Genomic DNA, 21008 nt, shown 5'->3' with positions numbered 1-21008 from the left:
CCATCCGCGAAGGTGGCCGCACCGTCGGCGCGGGCGTTGTTGCCAAGATCATCGCCTGATCATTTTGATGTAGGGGTATAGCTCAATTGGCAGAGCGTCGGTCTCCAAAACCGAAGGTTGTAGGTTCGATTCCTACTGCCCCTGCCACCTGAAAAGGTGGAATTTCAAAGCCCGCTACAACCTAGCGGGCTTCCTTGTCTGATAAGAGTCATCTGTTGAAGAGGCTCAACAAAGGTTTCAAGCCGTATGGCAACGTCCGAAGTTCAAACAGTAAACACTGCAGGCGACAAGATTCGATTGGCTTTGGCCATCGCATTGGTGCTTGCAGGATTGGTTGCTTACTACATGCTCGCAGCCCAAGGTCCTTGGGTTCAGTGGGGCGGTTTGTTGGTGGCTTTGGTGGCGGCTGTCGTGGTCTTTTTTACCTCCGAAACCGGCCGCGAATTGGTGGCGTTCGGACGTGACGCCGTTCGCGAAACCAAAAAAGTGGTTTGGCCAGAGCGTAAAGAAGCCCTTCAAATTACTCTGTATGTGTTTGCCTTCGTGGTGGTGATGGCCCTATTCCTGTGGCTCACCGACAAAACTCTCGAATGGGTTTTTTACGATCTGATTCTGGGGTGGAAAAAATAATGAACGATGTCGTAGTCAAGGCGCCGATGGCCGGCTCTTCAACCAACCCTGACCTCAAGTGGTACGTGGTCCATGCCTATTCCGGCATGGAAAAGGCGGTTGAGCGCAACATCATCGAACGCATCACGCGTTCGGGCATGGAAACCAAATTCGGCCGCATCTTGGTGCCCACAGAAGAAGTGGTGGAAATCAAGAACGGCCAGAAGAAAACCACCGAGAGAAAATTCTTTCCGGGTTATGTGCTGGTTGAAATGGTCATGGACGACGAAACATGGCACCTCGTCAAGCACACCAACAAAGTTACCGGCTTTGTGGGGGGAGCCAAAAACCGCCCTGCACCGATCTCAGAAGCCGATGTGGCCAAGATCGTGAACCAGATGCAAGAGGGTACTGACAAGCCCCGCCACAAGGTGGAGTTTGAAGTGGGTGAGTACATCCGCGTCAAAGAAGGCCCCTTCACTGACTTCAATGGAACTGTTGAAGAAGTCAACTACGAGCGCAACAAAATGCGCGTGTCGGTCACCATTTTTGGCCGAGCAACGCCCGTTGAACTCGAATTTGGTCAAGTCGAAAAGACCTGATCATCCAATTTTTCGGATGGGCACTTCCCGACTCGGTGCCTGTCTTTGTTCTTGAGTCGTTAACCCCGGGGAGCCGAGGGCCCGAAAGCCCAAAGCGTTAAAACCCGCAAGGAGAAAAGCATGGCGAAAAAAATCGTCGGCTTCATCAAGCTGCAAGTGCCAGCTGGTAAAGCCAATCCATCACCACCCATTGGTCCAGCATTGGGCCAGCGTGGTTTGAACATCATGGAATTCTGCAAGGCGTTCAACGCCCAGACCCAAGGTGTCGAGCCAGGTCTGCCATTGCCTGTGGTCATCACAGCATTTGCAGACAAGTCCTTCACCTTCATCATCAAGACACCGCCTGCAGCGACCTTGATCAAGAAGTCCTTGAAGCTCGACAAAGCTTCCACCAAGCCAGGCTTGGAAAAAGTGGGCAAGATCACACGCGCTCAGCTGGAAGACATCGCCAAGGCCAAGATGAAAGACTTGACCGCAGCCGATCTGGACGCGGCTGTTCGTACCATCGCTGGTACTGCCCGTTCCATGGGCGTGAATGTGGAGGGCGTGTAAATGTCCAAGCTCACTAAAAAGCAAAAAACCCTCGTTGGCAAAGTTGACAGCCTGAAGCTGTATGCCTTGACCGATGCCTTGACCATCGTCAAAGAGTGCGCCACAGCCAAGTTCGATGAGTCCATCGACGTGGCCGTGCAACTCGGTATCGATGCCAAGAAGTCTGATCAAGTGGTGCGTGGCGCTGTGGTGTTACCCAACGGCACCGGCAAAACAGCACGTGTGGCCGTGTTTGCCCAAGGCGCCAAGGCTGAAGAAGCTTTGGCCGCAGGCGCAGACGTGGTCGGCATGGACGACTTGGCTGCCCGCGTCAAAGCTGGCGACATGCCTTTCGACGTGGTCATCGCTGCACCTGACGCCATGCGCGTTGTGGGTACCTTGGGTCAAATCCTGGGCCCACGTGGCCTGATGCCTAACCCCAAAGTTGGCACCGTCACTCCAGATGTGGCCACTGCTGTGCGCAATGCCAAAGCAGGTCAGGTGCAATTCCGTGTCGACAAGGCCGGTATCGTGCATGGCACCATCGGTCGCCGTTCGTTCGATACCGACAAGTTGCAAGGCAACTTGGCTGCATTGGTCGAGGCCTTGGTCAAAGCCAAGCCAGCCAGCAGCAAGGGCATTTACCTGCGCAAAATCGCTGTCTCGTCGACCATGGGTGTGGGCGTTCGCGTCGACACACAATCTATCTCGGCGTGATGGCAGAAATTTGAGGCGTTCGAAAGAGCGCCTCAATGTGGTGGGCTGCTGTATTTGCAAAAGTACCGCGGGCCATCCAAGACCGTTGGTGCACACCCTGTGTGCTTAATCAACAAAACTCCAGGTGATCCTGAGGTTTTGGGCCAACGCAGATGGCGATCCCGCTGCAGATGGATGAAGATCCAAAACAGTTGGTCGCTGCAAATAGGCGTGTTCTAGGGGCAACCCAAACAACACATACAAAGGAGTAGACCTTGAGTCTGAATCGCAGTGAGAAAGAAGCGGTCATTTCCGAAGTGACCGACCTCGCCGCTAAAGCTCAAACGCTTGTGATGGCGGAATACCGTGGTATCACGGTCGCTGACATGACCAACCTGCGCGTCAAAGCTCGCAGCCTGGGCGTTTCGCTGAGCGTGTTGAAAAACACCTTGGCTCGCCGTGCTGTGACCGGTACGCAGTTTGAAGTTGTCGCTGACCAGATGACCGGCCCCCTGATCTATGGCTTCTCTGAAGATGCAGTGGCCGCCGCGAAAGTGGTGGCCGACTTCGCGAAAACCAACGACAAGTTGGTCATTCGTGGAGGTGCATTTGCAGGCAAAGCTTTGGACGTGAACGGCGTTAAGCAATTGGCTAACATCCCTTCGAAAGAAGTTTTGTTGGCTCAGTTGTGTGGCTTGTTGATGTCGCCCATGTCGCGTACAGCCGTTGTGCTGGGTGCGCTGGCGGCCAAAAAAGGCGAAGGCGAAGCTGTTGCCGCTTAAGGCCAGCGTTCGTGTTTTAACCAATTGTTAGGAAATAAAAATGGCATTCGATAAAGACGCATTTTTGACCGCGCTGGACAGCATGACGGTCATGGAACTCAACGACCTGGTGAAAGCCATCGAAGAGAAGTTTGGTGTGAGCGCTGCTGCGATGGCTGCGCCTGCTGCTGGTGGCGCTGCTGCTGGTGGTGCTGCCGCTGAAGAGAAGACTGACTTCAACGTCATGTTGCTCGAAGCCGGCGCCAACAAAGTGTCCGTGATCAAGGCCGTGCGCGAAATCACCGGTCTGGGCTTGAAAGAAGCCAAAGACTTGGTGGATGGCGCACCTAAGGCGGTCAAAGAAGGCCTGCCAAAGGCTGACGCTGAAGCCGCCAAGAAGAAGCTGGAAGAAGCTGGCGCCAAGGCCGAACTGAAGTAATTCGGTTTTGTTCCAAGGCTGGAGTGTCCGAAAGGGCCTCCAGCCTTTGGTGCTTGATGAGCACACCGAAAGGTTGACTCAAAACAGCTTTCTTTTCAGTGTTTGAACGAAACACCGGAAAGCGGATTGACCCCAGTCTGCTTTCCAGTGTTTTCTGACCCAACTGCAGAAAACCCTTGGTTCGGGTTGCGTGCAATGCGCAATCGTCCGCCAAAGCTGGTAGAGGCCAGCCGCCAAGACCGTTGAAGGGGTGAAAAGTCCATTCAACACACAGTTCTGAAAGATCAAGCCCGGAGATCTCATGGCCTATTCCTACACCGAACGCAAGCGAATCCGCAAAAGTTTCGGCAGCCGCGAAAGCGTGCTAGAAGTTCCTTACCTGCTGCAAATGCAAAAAGACGCGTACACGTCCTTCTTGCAAGCGGGTGTCATTTCATCCAAACGGACGCACGAAGGCCTGCAAGCCGCCTTTGAATCGGCTTTCCCGATCGTTTCCCACAATGGTTTTGTGGAGATGAAATTCATCGAGTACAACCTGGCCAAACCTGCGTTCGATGTGCGTGAATGCCAGACGCGTGGCCTGACTTTCTCGTCGGCCGTGCGAGCACGCGTCCAACTCATCATTTACGACCGTGACTCTTCAACCTCACAAAACAAGGTGGTCAAAGAAGTCAAAGAGCAAGAGGTCTACATGGGCGAAGTGCCCCTGATGACCGACAAAGGCTCCTTCATCATCAACGGCACAGAGCGCGTGATCGTGTCTCAGTTGCACCGCTCACCGGGTGTGTTTTTTGAACACGACAAGGGCAAGACCCACAGCTCGGGCAAGCTGCTGTTTTCGGCACGCATCATCCCTTACCGCGGCTCTTGGTTGGATTTCGAATTTGACCCGAAGGACATCCTGTACTTCAGGGTTGACCGCCGCCGCAAGATGCCCGTTTCCATTTTGCTCAAGGCCATTGGACTGAACCCAGAATCCATCTTGGCGAACTTCTTCGTCAACGACAACTTCCGCCTGATGGACAGCGGTGCCCAAATGGAATTTGTGGCCGAGCGTCTGCGCGGTGAAGTCGCCCGTTTTGACATCACCGCCAAATCCGGCAAAGTGGTGGTCGCCAAAGACAAGCGCATCACCGTTCGTCATACCCGTGAACTCGAGCAGTCCGGCACCACGCACATCAGCGTGCCCGAAGACTTCCTGATTGGCCGCGTGGTGGCCCGCAGCATTGTCGAAGCCGACACTGGCGAGATCATTGCCAAGGCGAACGAAGAGCTGACTGAAGCCCTGCTCAAGAAACTGCGCACCTTAGGCGTGCAAGATCTGCCCTGCATCTACACGAACGAACTCGACCAAGGCGCGTACATTTCGCAAACCTTGCGCATCGACGAGACCGTGGACGAGTTCGCAGCCCGAGTGGCCATCTACCGCATGATGCGCCCTGGCGAGCCGCCAACCGAAGACGCGGTGCAAGCCCTGTTCCAGCGCTTGTTCTACAACCCCGATACGTACGACTTGTCGCGTGTAGGTCGCATGAAGTTCAACGCCCGTGTGGGTCGCAGTGAATCGACCGGCCCCATGGTGTTGTCCAACGAAGACATTTTGGCCGTGGTCAAGATCCTGGTGGACCTGCGCAACGGCAATGGCGAAGTCGATGACATCGACCACTTGGGCAACCGCCGAGTGCGTTGCGTGGGCGAATTGGCCGAGAACCAGTACCGCACCGGTCTGGCGCGTATCGAAAAAGCCGTCAAAGAGCGTTTGGGCCAAGCTGAGCAAGAACCGCTCATGCCGCATGACCTGATCAACTCCAAACCGATTTCTGCAGCACTCAAAGAGTTCTTTGGTGCATCGCAATTGTCGCAGTTCATGGACCAGACCAACCCCTTGGCCGAGATCACACACAAGCGCCGTGTGTCGGCCCTTGGCCCAGGTGGTTTGACCCGCGAGCGTGCAGGTTTCGAAGTGCGTGACGTGCACGTGACCCACTATGGCCGTGTCTGCCCGATTGAAACACCTGAAGGCCCGAACATCGGACTGATCAACTCACTGGCTTTGTATGCCCGATTGAACGAGTACGGCTTCATTGAAACCCCGTACCGCCGCGTGGTCGAAGGTAAAGTCACGATGGACATCGACTACCTGTCGGCCATCGAAGAAGGCAAGTACGTCATCGCCCAGGCCAACGCTGCGTTGAACAAAGAAGGCAAGCTGACCGGTGACTTGGTCTCAGCCCGTGAAAAAGGCGAATCCATTCTGTGCGGTGCCGAGCGCATCCAGTACATGGACGTCTCACCCGCCCAGATCGTTTCGGTGGCGGCATCTTTGGTGCCGTTCCTCGAGCACGACGACGCCAACCGTGCTTTGATGGGTGCCAACATGTCGCGCCAAGCGGTGCCTGTGCTGCGCCCTGAAAAGCCCATGGTCGGTACCGGTATCGAGCGCGTCGCAGCGGTTGACTCCGGCACTGTGGTGACCGCTACACGTGGCGGTACCGTTGACTACGTTGACGCCACCCGCATCGTGATCCGTGTGAACGACGCAGAAGCATTGGCCGGCGAAGTGGGTGTGGACATCTACAACCTGATCAAGTACCAGCGTTCCAACCAAAACACCAACATCCACCAGCGGCCTATCGTCAAGCGTGGCGACAAGCTGGCCAAGGGCGACGTGATCGCCGACGGCGCATCGACCGATTTGGGCGAAATCGCCATCGGTCAGAACATGCTGATCGCCTTCATGCCTTGGAACGGCTACAACTTCGAAGACTCGATCTTGATCTCTGAGCGTGTCGTGTCGGAAGACCGTTACACCTCGATCCACATCGAAGAACTCGTGGTCATGGCCCGCGACACCAAGCTGGGTGCTGAAGAAATTTCGCGCGACATTCCCAACCTGTCTGAGCAGCAACTGGGCCGTCTAGACGACTCCGGCATCATCTACGTGGGTGCCGAAGTGCAACCTGGAGATGTGTTGGTCGGCAAGGTCACCCCGAAAGGCGAGACCACTCTGACACCCGAAGAAAAACTGTTGCGTGCCATCTTCGGCGAAAAAGCCAGCGATGTGAAAGACACCTCGTTGCGCGTGGATCAGGGCTCACAAGGCACGGTGATCGACGTGCAAGTCTTTACCCGTGAAGGCATCGTGCGTGACAAGCGCGCACAGCAAATCATCGACGACGAACTCAAGCGTTTCCGCCTGGACCTGAACGACCAGCTGCGCATCGTGGAAGCCGACGCATTTGACCGTATCGAAAAGTTGTTGGTGGGCCGCGTGGCCAACGGTGGCCCTCAAAAACTGGCCAAAGGCACCAAGATCGATAAGGCCTACATGGCCTCGGTCGAGAAATTCCACTGGTTCGACATTCGCCCAGCCGAAGACGACGTGGCCATGCAACTCGAGTCCATCAAGAACTCGCTGGAGCAAACCCGTCACAGCTTCGACTTGTCGTTTGAAGAAAAGCGCAAGAAGCTCACCCAAGGCGACGAGTTGCCTGCGGGTGTGCTCAAGATGGTCAAAGTTTACTTGGCCGTCAAGCGACGCTTGCAGCCCGGTGACAAGATGGCCGGTCGCCACGGCAACAAAGGTGTGGTCTCCAAGATCGTGCCGGTCGAAGACATGCCATTCATGGCCGACGGCACACCTGCCGACATCGTGCTCAACCCGCTGGGCGTGCCATCGCGCATGAACGTGGGCCAGGTGCTCGAAGTTCACTTGGGCTGGGCCGGCAAAGGCATTGGCCAGCGCATTGGCAACATGCTGCAAGCCGAAACTCAGCGCATGGAAAAAATCGCCGAGCTGCGCAAGCTGTTCGAGCAGCTCTACAACAGCATGGGCCGCAAAGAAGACCTGACGCAGTTGACCGACGAGGAAGTGTTGGCCATGGCCGACAACCTCAAAGAAGGTTTCCCATTCGCCACACCCGTGTTCGACGGTGCGGCAGAAGAAGAAATCCGCGCCATGCTGCACCTGGCTTACCCAGATGACTTGGCCAAAGCCAAAGGTCTGACGGCCACACGCACCCAAGCCAACTTGTTTGACGGCCGCACAGGCGACGCCTTCGACCGTCCAACCACCATTGGCTACATGCACTTCTTGAAGTTGCACCACTTGGTGGACGACAAAATGCACGCCCGCTCGACCGGACCTTACAGCTTGGTCACACAGCAGCCGCTGGGTGGTAAGGCGCAGTTCGGTGGACAGCGTTTCGGTGAGATGGAAGTTTGGGCACTGGAGGCGTATGGCGCTTCTTATGTGCTGCAAGAGATGCTCACAGTCAAGTCTGACGACGTGCAAGGCCGTACCAAGGTTTACGAGAGCATCGTCAAAGGCGAACACTCCATCGAAGCGGGCATGCCCGAGTCGTTCAACGTGCTGGTCAAGGAAATCCGTTCGCTGGGCCTTGACATCGAGCTCGAGCGTTCTTAATTCACAGGCAAAGGATTCAAACCATGAAATCACTACTCGACCTGTTCAAGCAGTTCACGCCCGATGACCACTTCGACGCCATCCGCATCGGCTTGGCATCTCCCGAGAAGATCCGTTCGTGGTCTTTCGGCGAAGTGAAAAAGCCTGAAACCATCAATTACCGTACCTTCAAGCCCGAGCGCGATGGTCTGTTTTGTGCCAAGATTTTTGGCCCGATCAAAGACTACGAATGCCTGTGCGGCAAGTACAAGCGCCTCAAGCACCGCGGTGTGATCTGCGAGAAGTGCGGCGTTGAAGTCACACAGACCAAAGTGCGTCGCGAGCGCATGGGTCACATTGACTTGGCCGCGCCTTGCGCACACATCTGGTTCCTCAAGTCATTGCCATCGCGTTTGGGCCTGGTGCTCGACATGACGCTGCGTGACATCGAGCGCGTGTTGTACTTTGAAGCCTATGTCGTGACCGACCCCGGCATGACGCCGCTGAAGAAGTTCGGCATCATGAGCGAAGACGACTACGACGCCAAGATCAAGGAATACGGCGATGAATTCGTCGCCAAGATGGGCGCCGAGGGCATCAAGGAATTGCTGCAGAGCATCGACATCGAAAGCGAAATCGAGCGCCTGCGCGGTGACCTGACCGGCTCCGAACTCAAGGTCAAGAAAAACTCCAAGCGCCTCAAAGTGCTGGAAGCCTTCAAGAAGTCCGGCATCAAGCCCGAGTGGATGGTGCTCGAAGTGCTGCCCGTGTTGCCACCGGACCTGCGTCCTTTGGTGCCTCTGGACGGCGGCCGCTTTGCGACCTCTGACCTGAACGACCTGTACCGCCGCGTCATCAACCGCAACAGCCGCCTGCGTCGCTTGCTCGAGCTGAAGGCACCCGAGATCATCGCGCGCAACGAAAAGCGCATGTTGCAAGAAGCCGTGGACAGCTTGCTGGACAACGGCCGTCGCGGCAAGGCCATGACCGGCGCCAACAAGCGCGCCCTGAAGTCGCTGGCCGACATGATCAAAGGCAAGAGCGGTCGTTTCCGCCAAAACTTGCTGGGCAAGCGCGTCGACTACTCAGGTCGTTCCGTCATCACCGTGGGCCCAACCCTCAAGCTGCACCAGTGCGGTTTGCCCAAGTTGATGGCCATCGAGTTGTTCAAGCCCTTCATCTTTGCCCGTCTCGAGTCGATGGGCATCGCCACCACCATCAAGGCGGCCAAAAAAGAAGTCGAAGCCGGCACCCCCGTGGTGTGGGACATCTTGGAAGAGGTCATCAAAGAGCACCCCGTGATGCTCAACCGTGCGCCTACGCTGCACCGTCTGGGCATCCAGGCCTTTGAGCCCTTGCTGATCGAAGGCAAGGCCATTCAGCTGCACCCCCTCGTTTGCGCGGCCTTCAACGCCGACTTCGACGGTGACCAGATGGCCGTCCACGTGCCCCTGTCGGTCGAAGCGCAAATGGAAGCCCGCACCTTGATGCTGGCCTCCAACAACATCTTGTTCCCCGCTTCGGGCGAGCCCTCCATCGTGCCGTCGCAAGACGTGGTGCTGGGTCTGTACTACGCCACACGTGACCGCATCAACGCCAAAGGCGAAGGCCTGATCTTCTCCGACATCGGTGAAGTGCAGCGCGCCCTGGACGCTGGTGCCGTGGAGTTGACCGCCAAGATCAACGTGCGCATGACCGAGTGGACCAAAGACAAAACGACCGGTGAATTCACCTCATCGGTGTCGATGGTGGAAACCACCGTGGGCCGTGCCTTGTTGTCCGAGATCCTGCCCAAGGGCCTGCCTTTCAGCAACCTGAATAAGGCGCTGAAGAAGAAGGAAATCTCCAAGCTGATCAACACTTCTTTCCGCAAGTGCGGCTTGAAAGAGACCGTGGTGTTCGCCGACAAACTGTTGCAAAACGGTTTCCGTCTGGCCACACGCGCCGGTATCTCGATCGGCATCGACGACATGTTGGTGCCGCCTGAGAAGCCCGCCATCATCGAAGCCGCCGAAAAAGAAGTCCGCGACATCGAACAGCAATACGTCTCCGGTCTCGTGACCGCTGGCGAGCGCTACAACAAGGTGGTGGACATTTGGGGCAAAGCCGGTGACGTCGTCTCCAAGGTGATGATGGACCAGCTGCGCAAAGAGAAAACCATTGACCGTCACGGCAAGGAAGTCGACCAAGAATCGTTCAACTCGATTTACATGATGGCCGACTCCGGCGCCCGTGGTTCTGCCGCGCAGATCCGTCAGCTGGCCGGCATGCGTGGCCTGATGGCCAAGCCCGACGGCTCGATCATTGAGACCCCCATCACGGCGAACTTCCGTGAAGGCCTCAACGTGTTGCAGTACTTCATCTCGACACACGGTGCGCGTAAAGGCTTGGCCGATACGGCTTTGAAGACCGCCAACTCGGGTTACCTGACCCGCCGTTTGTGCGACGTGGTGCAAGACTTGGTCGTGACCGAGCAAGACTGCGGAACCCGCAACGGTTCCCTGATGCGCGCCATCGTTGAAGGTGGTGAAGTGATCGAATCCCTGCGCGAGCGCGCTTTGGGCCGTGTCGTCGTCGAAGACGTGTTGCACCCCGAAACACGCGCTGTCCTGGTCAAGACCGGTGTCATGCTGGACGAAGACATGCTGGACGAGTTGGAATTGGTCGGCGTGGACGAAGTCAAAGTCCGCACCGCCCTGACCTGCGAGACACGTTTTGGTTTGTGCGCCAGCTGCTATGGCCGCGATTTGGGCCGTGGTGGCTTGATCAACGCCGGCGAAGCTGTGGGCATCATTGCTGCCCAGTCGATCGGTGAGCCAGGCACACAGTTGACCATGCGTACCTTCCACATCGGTGGTGCGGCTTCGCGTGCAGCGGTGGCCTCCAGCGTGGAAGCCAAGTCCAACGGTACGGTTGGCTTCAATGCCACCATGCGTTATGTGACCAACACCAAAGGCGAGTTGGTGGTGATTTCCCGTTCCGGTGAAATCATCATCTCCGATGCTGGCCGTGAGCGTGAGCGTCACAAAGTGCCTTACGGTGCGATCTTGGCCATCAAGCCCGACCAAGCCATCAAGGCCGGTGTTATCTTGGCCAACTGGGATCCGTTGACACGCCCCATCATCACCGAGTTCGCCGGTAAGGTTCAATTCGAAAACGTCGAAGAAGGCCTCACAGTGGCCAAGCAGATGGACGAGGTCACGGGCCTGTCCACCTTGGTGGTCATTGACCCCAAGCGCCGTGGTGCTGCCAAGGTCATCCGCCCTCAGGTCAAGTTGATCGACGCCTCTGGCAAAGAAGTCAAGATCCCCGGCACCGACCATTCGGTGACGATTGGCTTCCAGATCGGCGCGCTGATCCAGGTGCGCGACGGCATGGAAGTGGGCCCAGGCGAGGTGCTGGCCCGTATCCCGGTTGAAGGTCAAAAGACCAGAGACATCACTGGCGGTTTGCCACGTGTGGCCGAACTGTTCGAAGCCCGTACACCCAAAGACAAGGGCATGCTGGCTGAGATGACCGGTACCGTGTCGTTCGGTAAAGAAACCAAGGGCAAAGTTCGCTTGCAGATCACCGATCCAGAAGGCAAGGTTTGGGATGAACTGATCCCCAAGGAAAAGAACATCCTGGTGCACGAAGGCCAAGTGGTCAACAAGGGCGAGAGCATTGTGGACGGTCCTGCAGACCCACAAGATATCCTGCGCTTGTTGGGCATGGAAGAGCTGGCCCGTTACATCGTGGACGAAGTCCAGGACGTGTACCGCTTGCAAGGCGTGAAGATCAACGACAAGCACATCGAAGTGATTGTTCGTCAGATGCTGCGCCGCGTGGTGGTCGAGAACGTGGGTGAGTCCACTTACATCTCCGGTGAACAGGTGGAGCGCTCCGAAATTCTCAACACCAACGAAGCCTTGCAGCGCGAGGGCAAGATCCCTGCGACCTTCAGCAACCTGTTGCTGGGTATCACCAAGGCCTCCTTGTCGACCGACTCGTTCATCTCCGCCGCTTCCTTCCAGGAAACGACCCGTGTGCTGACCGAAGCGGCCATCATGGGCAAGCGCGACGAGTTGCGCGGCTTGAAGGAAAACGTGATCGTGGGTCGCTTGATTCCTGCCGGTACAGGTTTGGCCTATCACAAGGCCCGCGCCGTGAAAGACGCGATGGACGATGCAGAGCGCAAAGCCATTGCCGATGCGGAAGCCGCGGACTTGGCGGGCGAGTCCACCGAAGACACCGTCACCGACGCCGGCGAAGCTGCCTAAGCCATGAAGTCACCGGCCCCCCGGTGACCCTTGAACAGCCCCTGTACCGCCATGTGGTCAGGGGCTGTTTCATTTCCAAATAGGCACTCACGGCCCACCCCATGACCCAACCGCCACGTTCACCAAGACCCTCTAGCCCTTCTCGGCCCACTCGGGCACCCAAGCACTCGGCCCCCTTGTGGCAACTGTTGCAACTGACGGCGACAGTGGTGCAGGCGGTGCGCGCTGGGCGTTCATTGACTTCTCAAATCGAGGCTGTGCCTAAGGACTTGCGTCCAGGCGTTCAATCCTTGGCCTTTCAAGTCATGCGGCAATGGGGGCGGGCCATCGCCCTGCGCGAGCAATTGGCCAGCAAAGCCCCACCTCCTGCCGCTGACGCATTGCTGTGCACCGCCTTGGCACTGTGCTGGCAAGACGCTGCGGCGCCCTATCCGGTGCACACCTTGGTCAACCAAGCCGTGGAAGCCGCCCGCCAGCAAAGAACAACACAGGCCCAAAGCGGGTTCATCAACGCGTGTTTGAGGCGCTTCATGCGCGAACGCGAAGCCCTCGTCGCCCAAACCGATGCCAACCCGCAGGCCGTTTGGAATCATCCACTGTGGTGGATCGAGCGCCTGCAAGCCGAATATCCGGCCCAATGGCAAAGCTTGCTCCAGATGGCACAGCTTCCCCCGCCCATGAGTTTGCGCGTCAATCCACGCCACCACAGCGTGGCGCAATACCAAGCCCAGTTGCTGGCCCTCGGTATGCCAGCCAAAGCCGTAGGGGCCACGGGTTTGCAACTGGACAAAGCAGTGCCTGTGCACCAGTTACCCGGCTTTGCTGAAGGGCATGTGTCGGTACAAGACGCGGCCGCGCAAGTGGCCGCGCCCTTGTTGTTGCAAGGCCGCGAGGCCGACAAGCCCTGGCGCATCCTGGACGCCTGCGCCGCCCCGGGTGGCAAAACCGGACACCTGTTGGCCTGTTACCCCCAAGCCCGCGTGCTGGCCCTGGATGTGGATGCCAGCCGCTGCCAGCGAATTGACCAGAATTTGCAGCGACTGGGGGTTCAGGCCGAGGTGCGAGCTGCCGATGCTGCCCAACCCGCCAGCTGGTGGGACGGTGAAAGCTTTGACGCCATCTTGCTGGACGCACCGTGCACCGCGTCGGGCATCGTGCGCCGGCATCCGGACGTGCGTTGGCTGCGTCGCCCCACCGACAGCGAGCAGCTGGGGCAAATACAAGCGCAACTGCTCCAAGCCCTGTGGCCTCTTTTGGCCCCGGGCGGTCGACTGCTGTACTGCACCTGTTCGGTCTTCCGTTCCGAGGGGGATGAAACCTTGCAAGCGTTTCTTCAGCGCAACACCAATGCCCAATTGCTGCCCTCTCCAGGGCATTTGATACCGGGTCACGTGCCCACAGGTCTTCCGGTCATGGACAATGCACTGGGTGAACACGATGGGTTTTATTACGCGCTGCTGGAAAAAGACCGGGCTTGAACTGTTGCACAGCCTTGTGCGGCTGTTGTGCGTTGGGCTGCTGTCGGTGCCTGGGGCTTGGGCGCAAAACGCCAGCATTGAGCTCACCGAACTCAAAGTGCTGCGCGACAATGGCAGCCTGGTGCTCAACGCTCAACTGTCGCTTGAGCTGGGCCCCGTGCTTGAAGATGCATTGGCCAAAGGAGTGGCGTTGCATTTTGTGGCCGAAGCCGAAATTTTGCGAGACCGCTGGTACTGGACCGATGCCCAAGTCAGCTACGCGCACCGCTACTACCGGTTGGCTTTTCAGCCATTGACCCGGCGCTGGCGCTTGAATGTGTCCAGTGAGCCGATCGCGGGCACAGGTCTAGCGGGCAGCATTTCGCAACACTTTGAATCCTTGGGTGAGGCCCTGAGCGTCATCCGCAGGCAATCGGCCTGGAAGCTGGTCGACCTGCAAAATCTCAGCCCCGATGCCCGCCAACGCGTGCGCTACAACTTCAAGCTGGATGTCTCCCAACTGCCCCGACCGTTTCAGATCGCAGCAGGGGGGCTGTCCGATTGGAATTTGCAAGTCAGCAGAACACTCCGCTTGAGCCAGGACATGGTGCGCTGACATGCCTTGGGCCCAAGCCTATCGCCAAAAGTTCACCAGCTTGCCCAAAGGGGCCAGCCGTTGGCTGTTGCTGGTGGGGGCGCTCAGTTCGGTTTTGATTGGTTTGGGTTTGTTGGTGCTGATGACACAAGCCACCGATCAGAGTGAAAACTTCAACCAAAACTACGAATGGCTGGTCATCACCAATGGGGTGGTTGCAGGCGGCCTTTTGATCACCATCGTTTGGGGTGCGGTTCGCCTGTGGCTGCGGCTGCGCCAAGGCCAGTTTGGCGCTCGCTTGTTGGTCAAGCTGGCGGGTATCTTCGCCTTGGTCGGCGTGGTGCCCGGCTTGCTCATTTATGTCGTGTCGTACCAATTCGTATCGCGCTCCATCGAGAGCTGGTTCGACGTGAAGGTCGAAGCCGCACTGGTGGCTGGACTGAACCTGGGTCGCGCCACGTTGGACACGTTGAGCGAAGACCTCACCAAACAAGCCAGAGCCGCTGCCGCCAACTTGGCAGATACGGGTGACGCGAATCCCGGATTGGCGGCCGAAAAAATCCGTTCACAGATCGGCGCTGCGGATGTGACCATATGGACTGCAGGTGGGCGTGTGGTGGCCAGTGCCGGTCAGGCGCAATTTCAGATGCGACCCGAACGGCCCACCCCGCTCCAATTCAGGGAGGCGCGCAAGAACAACACCTTGGCCTGGTTTGAGGGCTTGGACGAATCCGCCTCGGGAACTGACAAAGGCCGGATCAAAGTGCTGGTGTTGATTCCGCAGTGGAGCCTGGCACTCGATGAAGACCGGCGCCTGTTGCAAGTGGTCCAAGATTTGCCCCCCACACTGGTCAACAACGCCCTAGAAGTGCAGGCCGCTTACCGCGAGTACCAAGAACGAGCGTTGGCCCGCGAAGGCTTGCGGCGCATGTACATCGGCACGCTCACTTTGAGTTTGTTCATGGCTGTTTTGGGGGCCATTTTGTTGGCGGTGTTGTTGGGCAACCAGCTGGCCAGACCCTTGCTGCTGCTGGCACACGGCATGCGCCAAGTGGCGGCCGGTGACCTCCGGCCCAAGTTGGCCTTGCAAGGCAAAGACGAGTTGGGTGGCCTGACACGCTCATTCGCCGACATGACCCAACAATTGGCCGATGCGCGTGGCCATGTGGAGCTCAGCCTGAATCAGCTTGACCAAGCCAGGAGCAATCTGCAAACCATTTTGGACAACCTGACAGCGGGTGTCATGGTCCTCGATGCGCAAGGCCGTATTCAGTCTGCCAACCCCGGGGCCACCCGCATCTTGCGCGTGCCCGTGGCCGCACATGAGCAGCAAAGCATTTTGAGTTTGCCGGGCTTGCTGGATTTTGCCCAAGGGGTCGCCGAGCAGTTCACGGCCTTGGGCGCCGATACCGGAGCGCATGAATTGGACCATTGGCAAAAATCATTTGAAATCCACGCCGCCGGTCAAGGCTTGAACCAAACCGGCGTGAACTTGCTGGCACGGGGCGCCGTCTTGCCAGATGGCATGCGCTTGTTGGTGTTCGATGACATTTCTGAGATCGTCTCTGCCGAGCGAGCCCAGGCTTGGGGCGAAGTGGCTCGGCGGCTGGCCCATGAGATCAAAAACCCACTCACCCCCATTCAGCTGTCGGCCGAGCGCTTGGAGCGCCGCCTGACGGGCAAGCTGGGCGCACCAGACGCCGTGGTGCTGGCCAAATCGGTCAAAACCATCGTGGACCAAGTCGACGCGATGAAGCGCTTGGTCAACGAGTTCCGTGACTACGCCCGGCTGCCTTCGTCTGAGCTTAAACCTTTGCAGCTCAACGAACTGATTACCGATGTCATGGCCTTGTACGCTAGCGAGCCCCTGGACACCTCGCCACGGCCCCCAGTGTTGGCTGAACTCGACCCGGCCTGCCCCGCCATCATGGGCGACGAGCAGCAACTGCGGCAGGTCATCCACAACCTGCTGCAAAACGCGCAAGACGCCTGCGAAGCACGCGGCGAGGCGGCATCGCAAGCCCGTGTGCAGCTTCGCACCGAATGGCGTCCGGCTCGGCAGCGCGTCCGATTGACCGTGACCGACACCGGCCCGGGTTTTGCCCCTCACATTCTCCAAAGGGCCTTTGAGCCCTATGTGACCACCAAGACCAAAGGCACAGGCTTGGGCCTCGCGGTGGTGAAGAAAATTGCCGACGAACACGCCGCTCGGATCGAGATCGGCAATCTGCTGGAAGAGGGCGAAATCAAAGGTGCGCAAGTCTCGCTATCATTCGCAGTTGTGCAAGAAGCACAGGGGCTCAACCAGCCCACTTCATGAACAGAGACAAACAGGCATATGGCAAACATTTTGGTGGTGGACGACGAGCTGGGCATACGCGACCTGCTCTCTGAGATCCTCTTTGACGAAGGGCACCAGGTAGAGCTCGCCGAAAATGCCGCCCAGGCGCGCGAGGCCCGTCAAAACATGCGGCCCGACTTGGTTCTGCTCGACATCTGGATGCCCGACACCGATGGCGTCAGTTTGCTCAAAGAGTGGTCCGCATCGGGTTTGTTGACCATGCCCGTGATCATGATGAGCGGCCATGCCACCATCGACACCGCGGTTGAAGCGGTCAAAATCGGCGCCCAAGCCTTCCTCGAAAAGCCCATCACGCTGCAAAAACTGCTCAAGGCGGTCGAGCAAGGTTTGTTGCGTGACCAAGTGCAGCAAGCCTTGCTCGCCGCGGCACCCAAGCCGCTTTCCAGCACCTTGTCCATTTCCAGTTTGGTGACCAGCGAGACCGCTGCCCCCCCCGATGTGCAGCAAAGCTTTGAACTCGACCGCCCACTGCGCGAGGCGCGTGACGCTTTTGAAAAAGCCTATTTCGAATTCCATCTTGCCCACGAAGCCGGCTCCATGACCCGAGTGGCCGAAAAAACGGGCTTGGAACGTACCCACCTGTACAGAAAACTCAAGCAGTTGGGCGTGGACCTGACCCGCAGCAAACGCCACAGCTGAACAGGCGTGGCAAGCGCCTGAGCAGGCGGTTGACTCTGCTATAATCTCGCTTTTCCGGCCCGGTAGCTCAGTTGGTAGAGCAGCGGATTGAAAAAGTTCGCCCGGCGCTAGAACTTCAGCATTAATGGCGCCTGCAAATTGGGTGCAAAACGGTGCGGCACACTCTGTGCTGACAGTGCCAAATCCCCCCTTCTAAAGTTAATTCAAAGTAGTCTAAAACTGCTTTTCTGGCATCTGCTTGGCTGCCTGTTGGTGCTACGCTTAAGCTAGCGCAGCCCCCAGCTTTTTCCAACGCCCTGCAACGCATTTACAAGCCCTACAGCAAGCTTTTAGCCCAGCGGGTAGACGTTGGGTGCTAGACGGGCAGATCAGTGCTTGTTGTGACGTATTGAACTAGAGCCTAGATTTGTAAGAGCTTTGGTGTGTAGGGTGCCCACAACGAAATTCAGGAATAGTCAAAAATTTCTGTACAGCCTTGGGCTTCTGCGTACAATGCAAGACCACTACTCCTCCCTAGCCGGGTCATTCAGTTGGCTCCGGTATGGGACGAAAAAGCCGCCTCCGGGCGGTTTTTTCACATCTGCAGTTGAAGAAAAAGAATGTCTGATCAATCCGGTCTCAAAAGGACTGCAATTTACATTGACGGGTACAACCTGTATTACGGTCGATTGCGAGGCACTGAGTACAAGTGGCTGGACGTTGTGTCTTTATTCAGTCAGATTATTCGTTCAATTGAGCCTGCCTCGCAGGTGGTTGCTGTTAGATACTTCACTGCGCCTGCATTGACTAAGTTTGCCCGTCATGGTGAAGAGTCAATGCGTGCCCAGAACGACTATCACCGAGCATTAGAGTCCAAGTACCCAGATATTTTCACTAAGATTTTGGGCTCACATGTCTACGAGAAAGATGGCACATCCTTGCCGGTATATGTCGATGGTGAACCTTTTGACAAATCAAAAACCGTCAAAGTATGGCGTTTGGTTGAAAAGAAGACAGACGTGAATCTCGCTATGGGCATGTACAGGGATGCAAGCAAAGGGCTGATTGATCAATTAGTTCTTGTCAGCAATGACTCGGACGCTGAGCCAGTTTTGGAAGCGCTTGTAGAAGATTTTCCATTAGTGAAAATTGGACTAATCATGCCGTTAGCCTACCCAGATGACACAAAAAAAGGACGCCCAGCAAGCACGGGACTTTCGAAACTCGCACACTGGACTCGTTCGTACATTCGAGATGATGAGTTGAAAAATGCTTTACTGCCAGATCAGGTCCCGACACGGAAAAAACCTGCCAAGAAACCACCGCACTGGTAATGCATTTGTTGGGTGCTCATCCCACATAGTATTGATTTGTGTAGCGCATCTCTAAGCGTCAAAAGAAATTACGCTTGAATCAAGCTTAAAAGGTTTTGGGCTACCTAAGTCCGCTCGGATCGGCGGGCTATCGGTTGTCCTGATTGGTGGAGAGAAAACAAACTGCGTTCATCACGAAAGGACGCAGACCATGCCACTCATTGATCAATTCAACCTGAGCGCATTTACAGGCACTGAACGCTACTACCGAATCAGCCGCAGGCACTTGCTGACAGATGGAACGAAATACCTTGCAGAGCAAGCCAAGTGTTTTTGGATGATGGATGCCATCGCCAGCCATTTGATGGAAATTGGTACGGCGGATTGGTTTGTCGTTGTCAAGACGACTGTCAAAGATGCCGCAGCACTCATGGTCTATGAGGATGGCAACGGACATGAACACGCAAGGCAGGAAATTCCCTACACAGATTTTCCGCTTGCTGAAATCACACTCTACGCCTGCTGGGACGGCGAGCATTGGGTGATCATGTTGCCCAGCGAGTATTGAAAGCGATCAGGCTCCAAGCGGGCTTCAAGCAAGCCCTGCAGCGCATGGAATACGAGCGCATAAGCCGTCTCAGTTGCGGAAAGAAAAATGACAGCGTGTATGGCTTTTTGCTGCTGGAGCATCCGCGCTATACCTCTCAGCCCCATGACAATAGAACTGAAAATTTCAAGTGATTTTCAGTAGAAAACCCAGCACTTTTGGGGTGAATCAGTCGGAATTGACGAACGAGACAGGGTCAATTGAAGCGCAAGTTTGATTTGACTCTGCGCCTGCGAGCTGTTTTCAATTTGATTGGCTTTGGTTTGACAGCTCGACTCTTTGCCCAGATTTGCTGCTGCTTGAGTTTTTGCTGTTGTTGTCTAGTTTGCTGTGCTACCTGTCGTTTTTGTTTGGCTGCTGAGTCACGCTGCTGGGCCACGGCGCTGTACTCAGCGGGTGACATGGAGCCGTAGGACGTGATATTTTCTAAGAGTTCGGCGATACGCATCATGTATTTAATGCCGCGTATGCCGAGCTCAAATCATTCCAGAACCTCTGTGTAGTTCAGTACATTGCCCTTGCCGAATTGAGCCTCACCGAGCAATTTGGCGTCAATGGCATTGTCGGCGAACACGATGGTGTGGGTTGTCTGCGTTACTGACAGACGAACCCAGAGTTGAAACCGCTTCATGTCGCTGAAGAACTAGCGTTGGAAACTGGAGCGAACATTTCCAGCTGTGGTTTCCAATTGCGTATCCAACTCGCCGACTTCTATGGCAGATTTGATGACTTCCAAAGTCGAGACCAATTCGTTTGGGCTGGCGATTTCAATGGCGAACTTTCCCTTGGCTAGCTCCAGTACGCGAGCACCGTAGCGGACAGTAATGGCTGTCTTGCCGTTCTCAGCAATGAACCACCAAGCTTTAACTCGCTTGGGTACTTCAACCTGTTTTCGTAATCCGGTTTCCGAGTCAATGATTGTGCGAAATTTGCTGGCACTGAATTGACTTCCGGAAGTCTGTGCTTTCGCCAGTTGAATCTGCTCCCATAGACGTTTGCTCATCTTGTTGCGGCGAAGTTGTACGGGATTGATGCTGGTGCTCTTTTGGGCTGCGGTCAATTTGAGTCCTGCCAATGTTGCTGTTGCCATTTCGTTTCTCCTTTGTATGAATGGACAACGCAAGTGTGTTTTCGAGATACTGATCTGGGCAACCAACCAGTGATGAGCCCATTCAAGTTGGCGGGACTCTCCAAAGATTTAGCCAGTTTTCATAAGGCTTTATTTGGTCTTCGCTAAATAAAACTGACAGGCAGAGCGAATCACAGTCTCTGTGCTGCCATTTATCACTACTGATTACGAGCCGCGTCACTCACTTGTTATGACGCCCAGAAACTGGACAACGGTGTCTCAGGGAAGGAAGATTTGCGCAGTAGCAAAGATTTGTCGAAACCACTTTCACCAGTGGAGTTATGGATTGCAACCTATTACTGACAAAGGCAAAAAAGCACAAAGATGGAGGGCTCTAAGCCTTCAGCATCACGAGCAAGCCCTGCTTACACGGCAACTTGCAAACACTGCGATCGGTTGGCACTTCAGCTATCGCAGACGCTGCGTTTCAAAGCAGCACATAAAAGGAGACCGCGAAACCGCCCTTACCAATTCGGTTGTGCTGAAGTGCTGTGGTAACGAACTCACCAAAAGAGTCCTATCCACACTGAGCCCTGTGTAGGCTCAGTGTGGGTTGAATCTTCCAAAAGCTTGGCATTCCCCCAAATCTCTAGACACTTTTCATAGCGCAGTTTGACGTTGGCGC

Annotated in this window: 17 protein-coding genes and 1 tRNA gene; 15 read left to right on the top strand and 3 right to left on the bottom strand. The window is 56.3% G+C overall.

Annotated features, from left to right (window positions below):
* Positions 1-71 precede the first annotated feature (71 nt).
* From ABWQ00_RS14265 to ABWQ00_RS14195, 15 genes are all read left to right on the top strand, one after another.
* Positions 72-147 (top strand) — tRNA-Trp (locus ABWQ00_RS14265).
* Positions 148-246: 99 nt separating this feature from the next.
* The gene (gene secE / locus ABWQ00_RS14260; protein WP_353239328.1) at positions 247-630 is read left to right on the top strand and encodes a preprotein translocase subunit SecE; all 384 of its coding nucleotides are present in this window, start codon (positions 247-249) and stop codon (positions 628-630) included.
* Positions 630-1211 (top strand): transcription termination/antitermination protein NusG, encoded by a 582-nt coding sequence (gene nusG / locus ABWQ00_RS14255; RefSeq protein ID WP_353239327.1) that lies wholly within the window; start codon positions 630-632, stop codon positions 1209-1211. Before secE ends, nusG begins: the two co-directional genes overlap by 1 nt.
* Positions 1212-1331: 120 nt before the next feature.
* A complete protein-coding gene (gene rplK, locus ABWQ00_RS14250; RefSeq protein ID WP_019428456.1) occupies positions 1332-1763 on the top strand; it encodes a 50S ribosomal protein L11 in 432 nt (143 codons plus the stop codon).
* Entirely contained in the window at positions 1764-2459 is a 696-nt protein-coding gene (gene rplA / locus ABWQ00_RS14245) for a 50S ribosomal protein L1 (protein WP_353239326.1), read from the top strand.
* Positions 2460-2713: 254 nt separating this feature from the next.
* Positions 2714-3220 carry a 50S ribosomal protein L10 gene (gene rplJ / locus ABWQ00_RS14240; RefSeq protein WP_353239325.1) on the top strand — a complete coding sequence of 169 codons (507 nt, stop codon included), beginning with the start codon at positions 2714-2716 and terminating at the stop codon, positions 3218-3220.
* Positions 3221-3260: 40 nt separating this feature from the next.
* The gene (gene rplL / locus ABWQ00_RS14235) at positions 3261-3638 is read left to right on the top strand and encodes a 50S ribosomal protein L7/L12 (RefSeq protein ID WP_090044659.1); all 378 of its coding nucleotides are present in this window, start codon (positions 3261-3263) and stop codon (positions 3636-3638) included.
* A gap of 301 nt (positions 3639-3939) precedes the next feature.
* Positions 3940-8064 carry a DNA-directed RNA polymerase subunit beta gene (rpoB, locus tag ABWQ00_RS14230; RefSeq protein WP_353239324.1) on the top strand — a complete coding sequence of 1375 codons (4125 nt, stop codon included), beginning with the start codon at positions 3940-3942 and terminating at the stop codon, positions 8062-8064.
* 23 nt (positions 8065-8087) lie between these two features.
* Entirely contained in the window at positions 8088-12302 is a 4215-nt protein-coding gene (gene rpoC / locus ABWQ00_RS14225) for a DNA-directed RNA polymerase subunit beta' (RefSeq protein WP_353239323.1), read from the top strand.
* 101 nt (positions 12303-12403) lie between these two features.
* On the top strand, positions 12404-13780 hold the full coding sequence (gene rsmB, locus ABWQ00_RS14220) for a 16S rRNA (cytosine(967)-C(5))-methyltransferase RsmB (RefSeq protein ID WP_353239322.1): 1377 nt from the start codon (positions 12404-12406) through the stop codon (positions 13778-13780).
* On the top strand, positions 13740-14375 hold the full coding sequence (locus ABWQ00_RS14215; RefSeq protein WP_353239321.1) for a DUF4390 domain-containing protein: 636 nt from the start codon (positions 13740-13742) through the stop codon (positions 14373-14375). The genes rsmB and ABWQ00_RS14215 overlap by 41 nt, the downstream gene beginning before the upstream one ends.
* Before the next feature lies 1 nt (position 14376).
* A complete protein-coding gene (locus ABWQ00_RS14210; protein ID WP_353239320.1) occupies positions 14377-16674 on the top strand; it encodes a sensor histidine kinase in 2298 nt (765 codons plus the stop codon).
* A gap of 18 nt (positions 16675-16692) precedes the next feature.
* The gene (locus ABWQ00_RS14205) at positions 16693-17355 is read left to right on the top strand and encodes a response regulator (protein ID WP_353239319.1); all 663 of its coding nucleotides are present in this window, start codon (positions 16693-16695) and stop codon (positions 17353-17355) included.
* A 599-nt stretch (positions 17356-17954) separates the two neighbouring features.
* Positions 17955-18668, top strand: coding sequence for an NYN domain-containing protein (locus ABWQ00_RS14200; protein WP_353239318.1), 714 nt, complete (start codon positions 17955-17957; stop codon positions 18666-18668).
* 190 nt (positions 18669-18858) lie between these two features.
* Positions 18859-19215 (top strand): DUF6876 family protein, encoded by a 357-nt coding sequence (locus ABWQ00_RS14195; protein ID WP_353239317.1) that lies wholly within the window; start codon positions 18859-18861, stop codon positions 19213-19215.
* A 235-nt stretch (positions 19216-19450) separates the two neighbouring features.
* Here the strand turns inward: ABWQ00_RS14195 and ABWQ00_RS14190 are convergent, their stop codons facing one another.
* Genes ABWQ00_RS14190 through ABWQ00_RS14180 form a run of 3 tightly spaced genes read right to left on the bottom strand, consistent with a single transcriptional unit; the run spans position 19451 to position 20344 of the window.
* Positions 19451-19705 carry a hypothetical protein gene (locus ABWQ00_RS14190; RefSeq protein ID WP_353239316.1) on the bottom strand — a complete coding sequence of 85 codons (255 nt, stop codon included), beginning with the start codon at positions 19703-19705 and terminating at the stop codon, positions 19451-19453.
* A gap of 30 nt (positions 19706-19735) precedes the next feature.
* The gene (locus tag ABWQ00_RS14185; protein WP_353239315.1) at positions 19736-19885 is read right to left on the bottom strand and encodes a hypothetical protein; all 150 of its coding nucleotides are present in this window, start codon (positions 19883-19885) and stop codon (positions 19736-19738) included.
* Positions 19886-19897: 12 nt separating this feature from the next.
* Positions 19898-20344 (bottom strand): DUF6641 family protein, encoded by a 447-nt coding sequence (locus tag ABWQ00_RS14180; protein WP_353239314.1) that lies wholly within the window; start codon positions 20342-20344, stop codon positions 19898-19900.
* Positions 20345-21008 lie beyond the last annotated feature (664 nt).

Origin of the sequence: Limnohabitans sp. (assembly GCF_040400975.1) — a bacterium.
Taxonomy (GTDB): Bacteria; Pseudomonadota; Gammaproteobacteria; order Burkholderiales; family Burkholderiaceae_C; genus Limnohabitans_A.
The sequence above is the reverse complement of the archived record's forward strand: the minus strand, read 5'-3'. Positions and strand labels throughout refer to the sequence as shown.

Bases quoted from the DNA above. Each gene is read 5' to 3' on its own strand.
- secE (WP_353239328.1), top strand. From the start codon at position 247: ATGGCAACGTCCGAAGTTCAAACAGTAAACACTGCAGGCGACAAGATT.
- nusG (WP_353239327.1), top strand. From the start codon at position 630: ATGAACGATGTCGTAGTCAAGGCGCCGATGGCCGGCTCTTCAACCAAC.
- rplK (WP_019428456.1), top strand. From the start codon at position 1,332: ATGGCGAAAAAAATCGTCGGCTTCATCAAGCTGCAAGTGCCAGCTGGT.
- rplA (WP_353239326.1), top strand. From the start codon at position 1,764: ATGTCCAAGCTCACTAAAAAGCAAAAAACCCTCGTTGGCAAAGTTGAC.
- rplL (WP_090044659.1), top strand. From the start codon at position 3,261: ATGGCATTCGATAAAGACGCATTTTTGACCGCGCTGGACAGCATGACG.
- rpoB (WP_353239324.1), top strand. From the start codon at position 3,940: ATGGCCTATTCCTACACCGAACGCAAGCGAATCCGCAAAAGTTTCGGC.
- rpoC (WP_353239323.1), top strand. From the start codon at position 8,088: ATGAAATCACTACTCGACCTGTTCAAGCAGTTCACGCCCGATGACCAC.
- rsmB (WP_353239322.1), top strand. From the start codon at position 12,404: ATGACCCAACCGCCACGTTCACCAAGACCCTCTAGCCCTTCTCGGCCC.
- ABWQ00_RS14215 (WP_353239321.1), top strand. From the start codon at position 13,740: ATGGGTTTTATTACGCGCTGCTGGAAAAAGACCGGGCTTGAACTGTTG.
- ABWQ00_RS14210 (WP_353239320.1), top strand. From the start codon at position 14,377: ATGCCTTGGGCCCAAGCCTATCGCCAAAAGTTCACCAGCTTGCCCAAA.
- ABWQ00_RS14205 (WP_353239319.1), top strand. From the start codon at position 16,693: ATGGCAAACATTTTGGTGGTGGACGACGAGCTGGGCATACGCGACCTG.
- ABWQ00_RS14200 (WP_353239318.1), top strand. From the start codon at position 17,955: ATGTCTGATCAATCCGGTCTCAAAAGGACTGCAATTTACATTGACGGG.
- ABWQ00_RS14195 (WP_353239317.1), top strand. From the start codon at position 18,859: ATGCCACTCATTGATCAATTCAACCTGAGCGCATTTACAGGCACTGAA.
- ABWQ00_RS14190 (WP_353239316.1), bottom strand. From the start codon at position 19,705: ATGATGCGTATCGCCGAACTCTTAGAAAATATCACGTCCTACGGCTCC.
- ABWQ00_RS14185 (WP_353239315.1), bottom strand. From the start codon at position 19,885: ATGAAGCGGTTTCAACTCTGGGTTCGTCTGTCAGTAACGCAGACAACC.
- ABWQ00_RS14180 (WP_353239314.1), bottom strand. From the start codon at position 20,344: ATGGCAACAGCAACATTGGCAGGACTCAAATTGACCGCAGCCCAAAAG.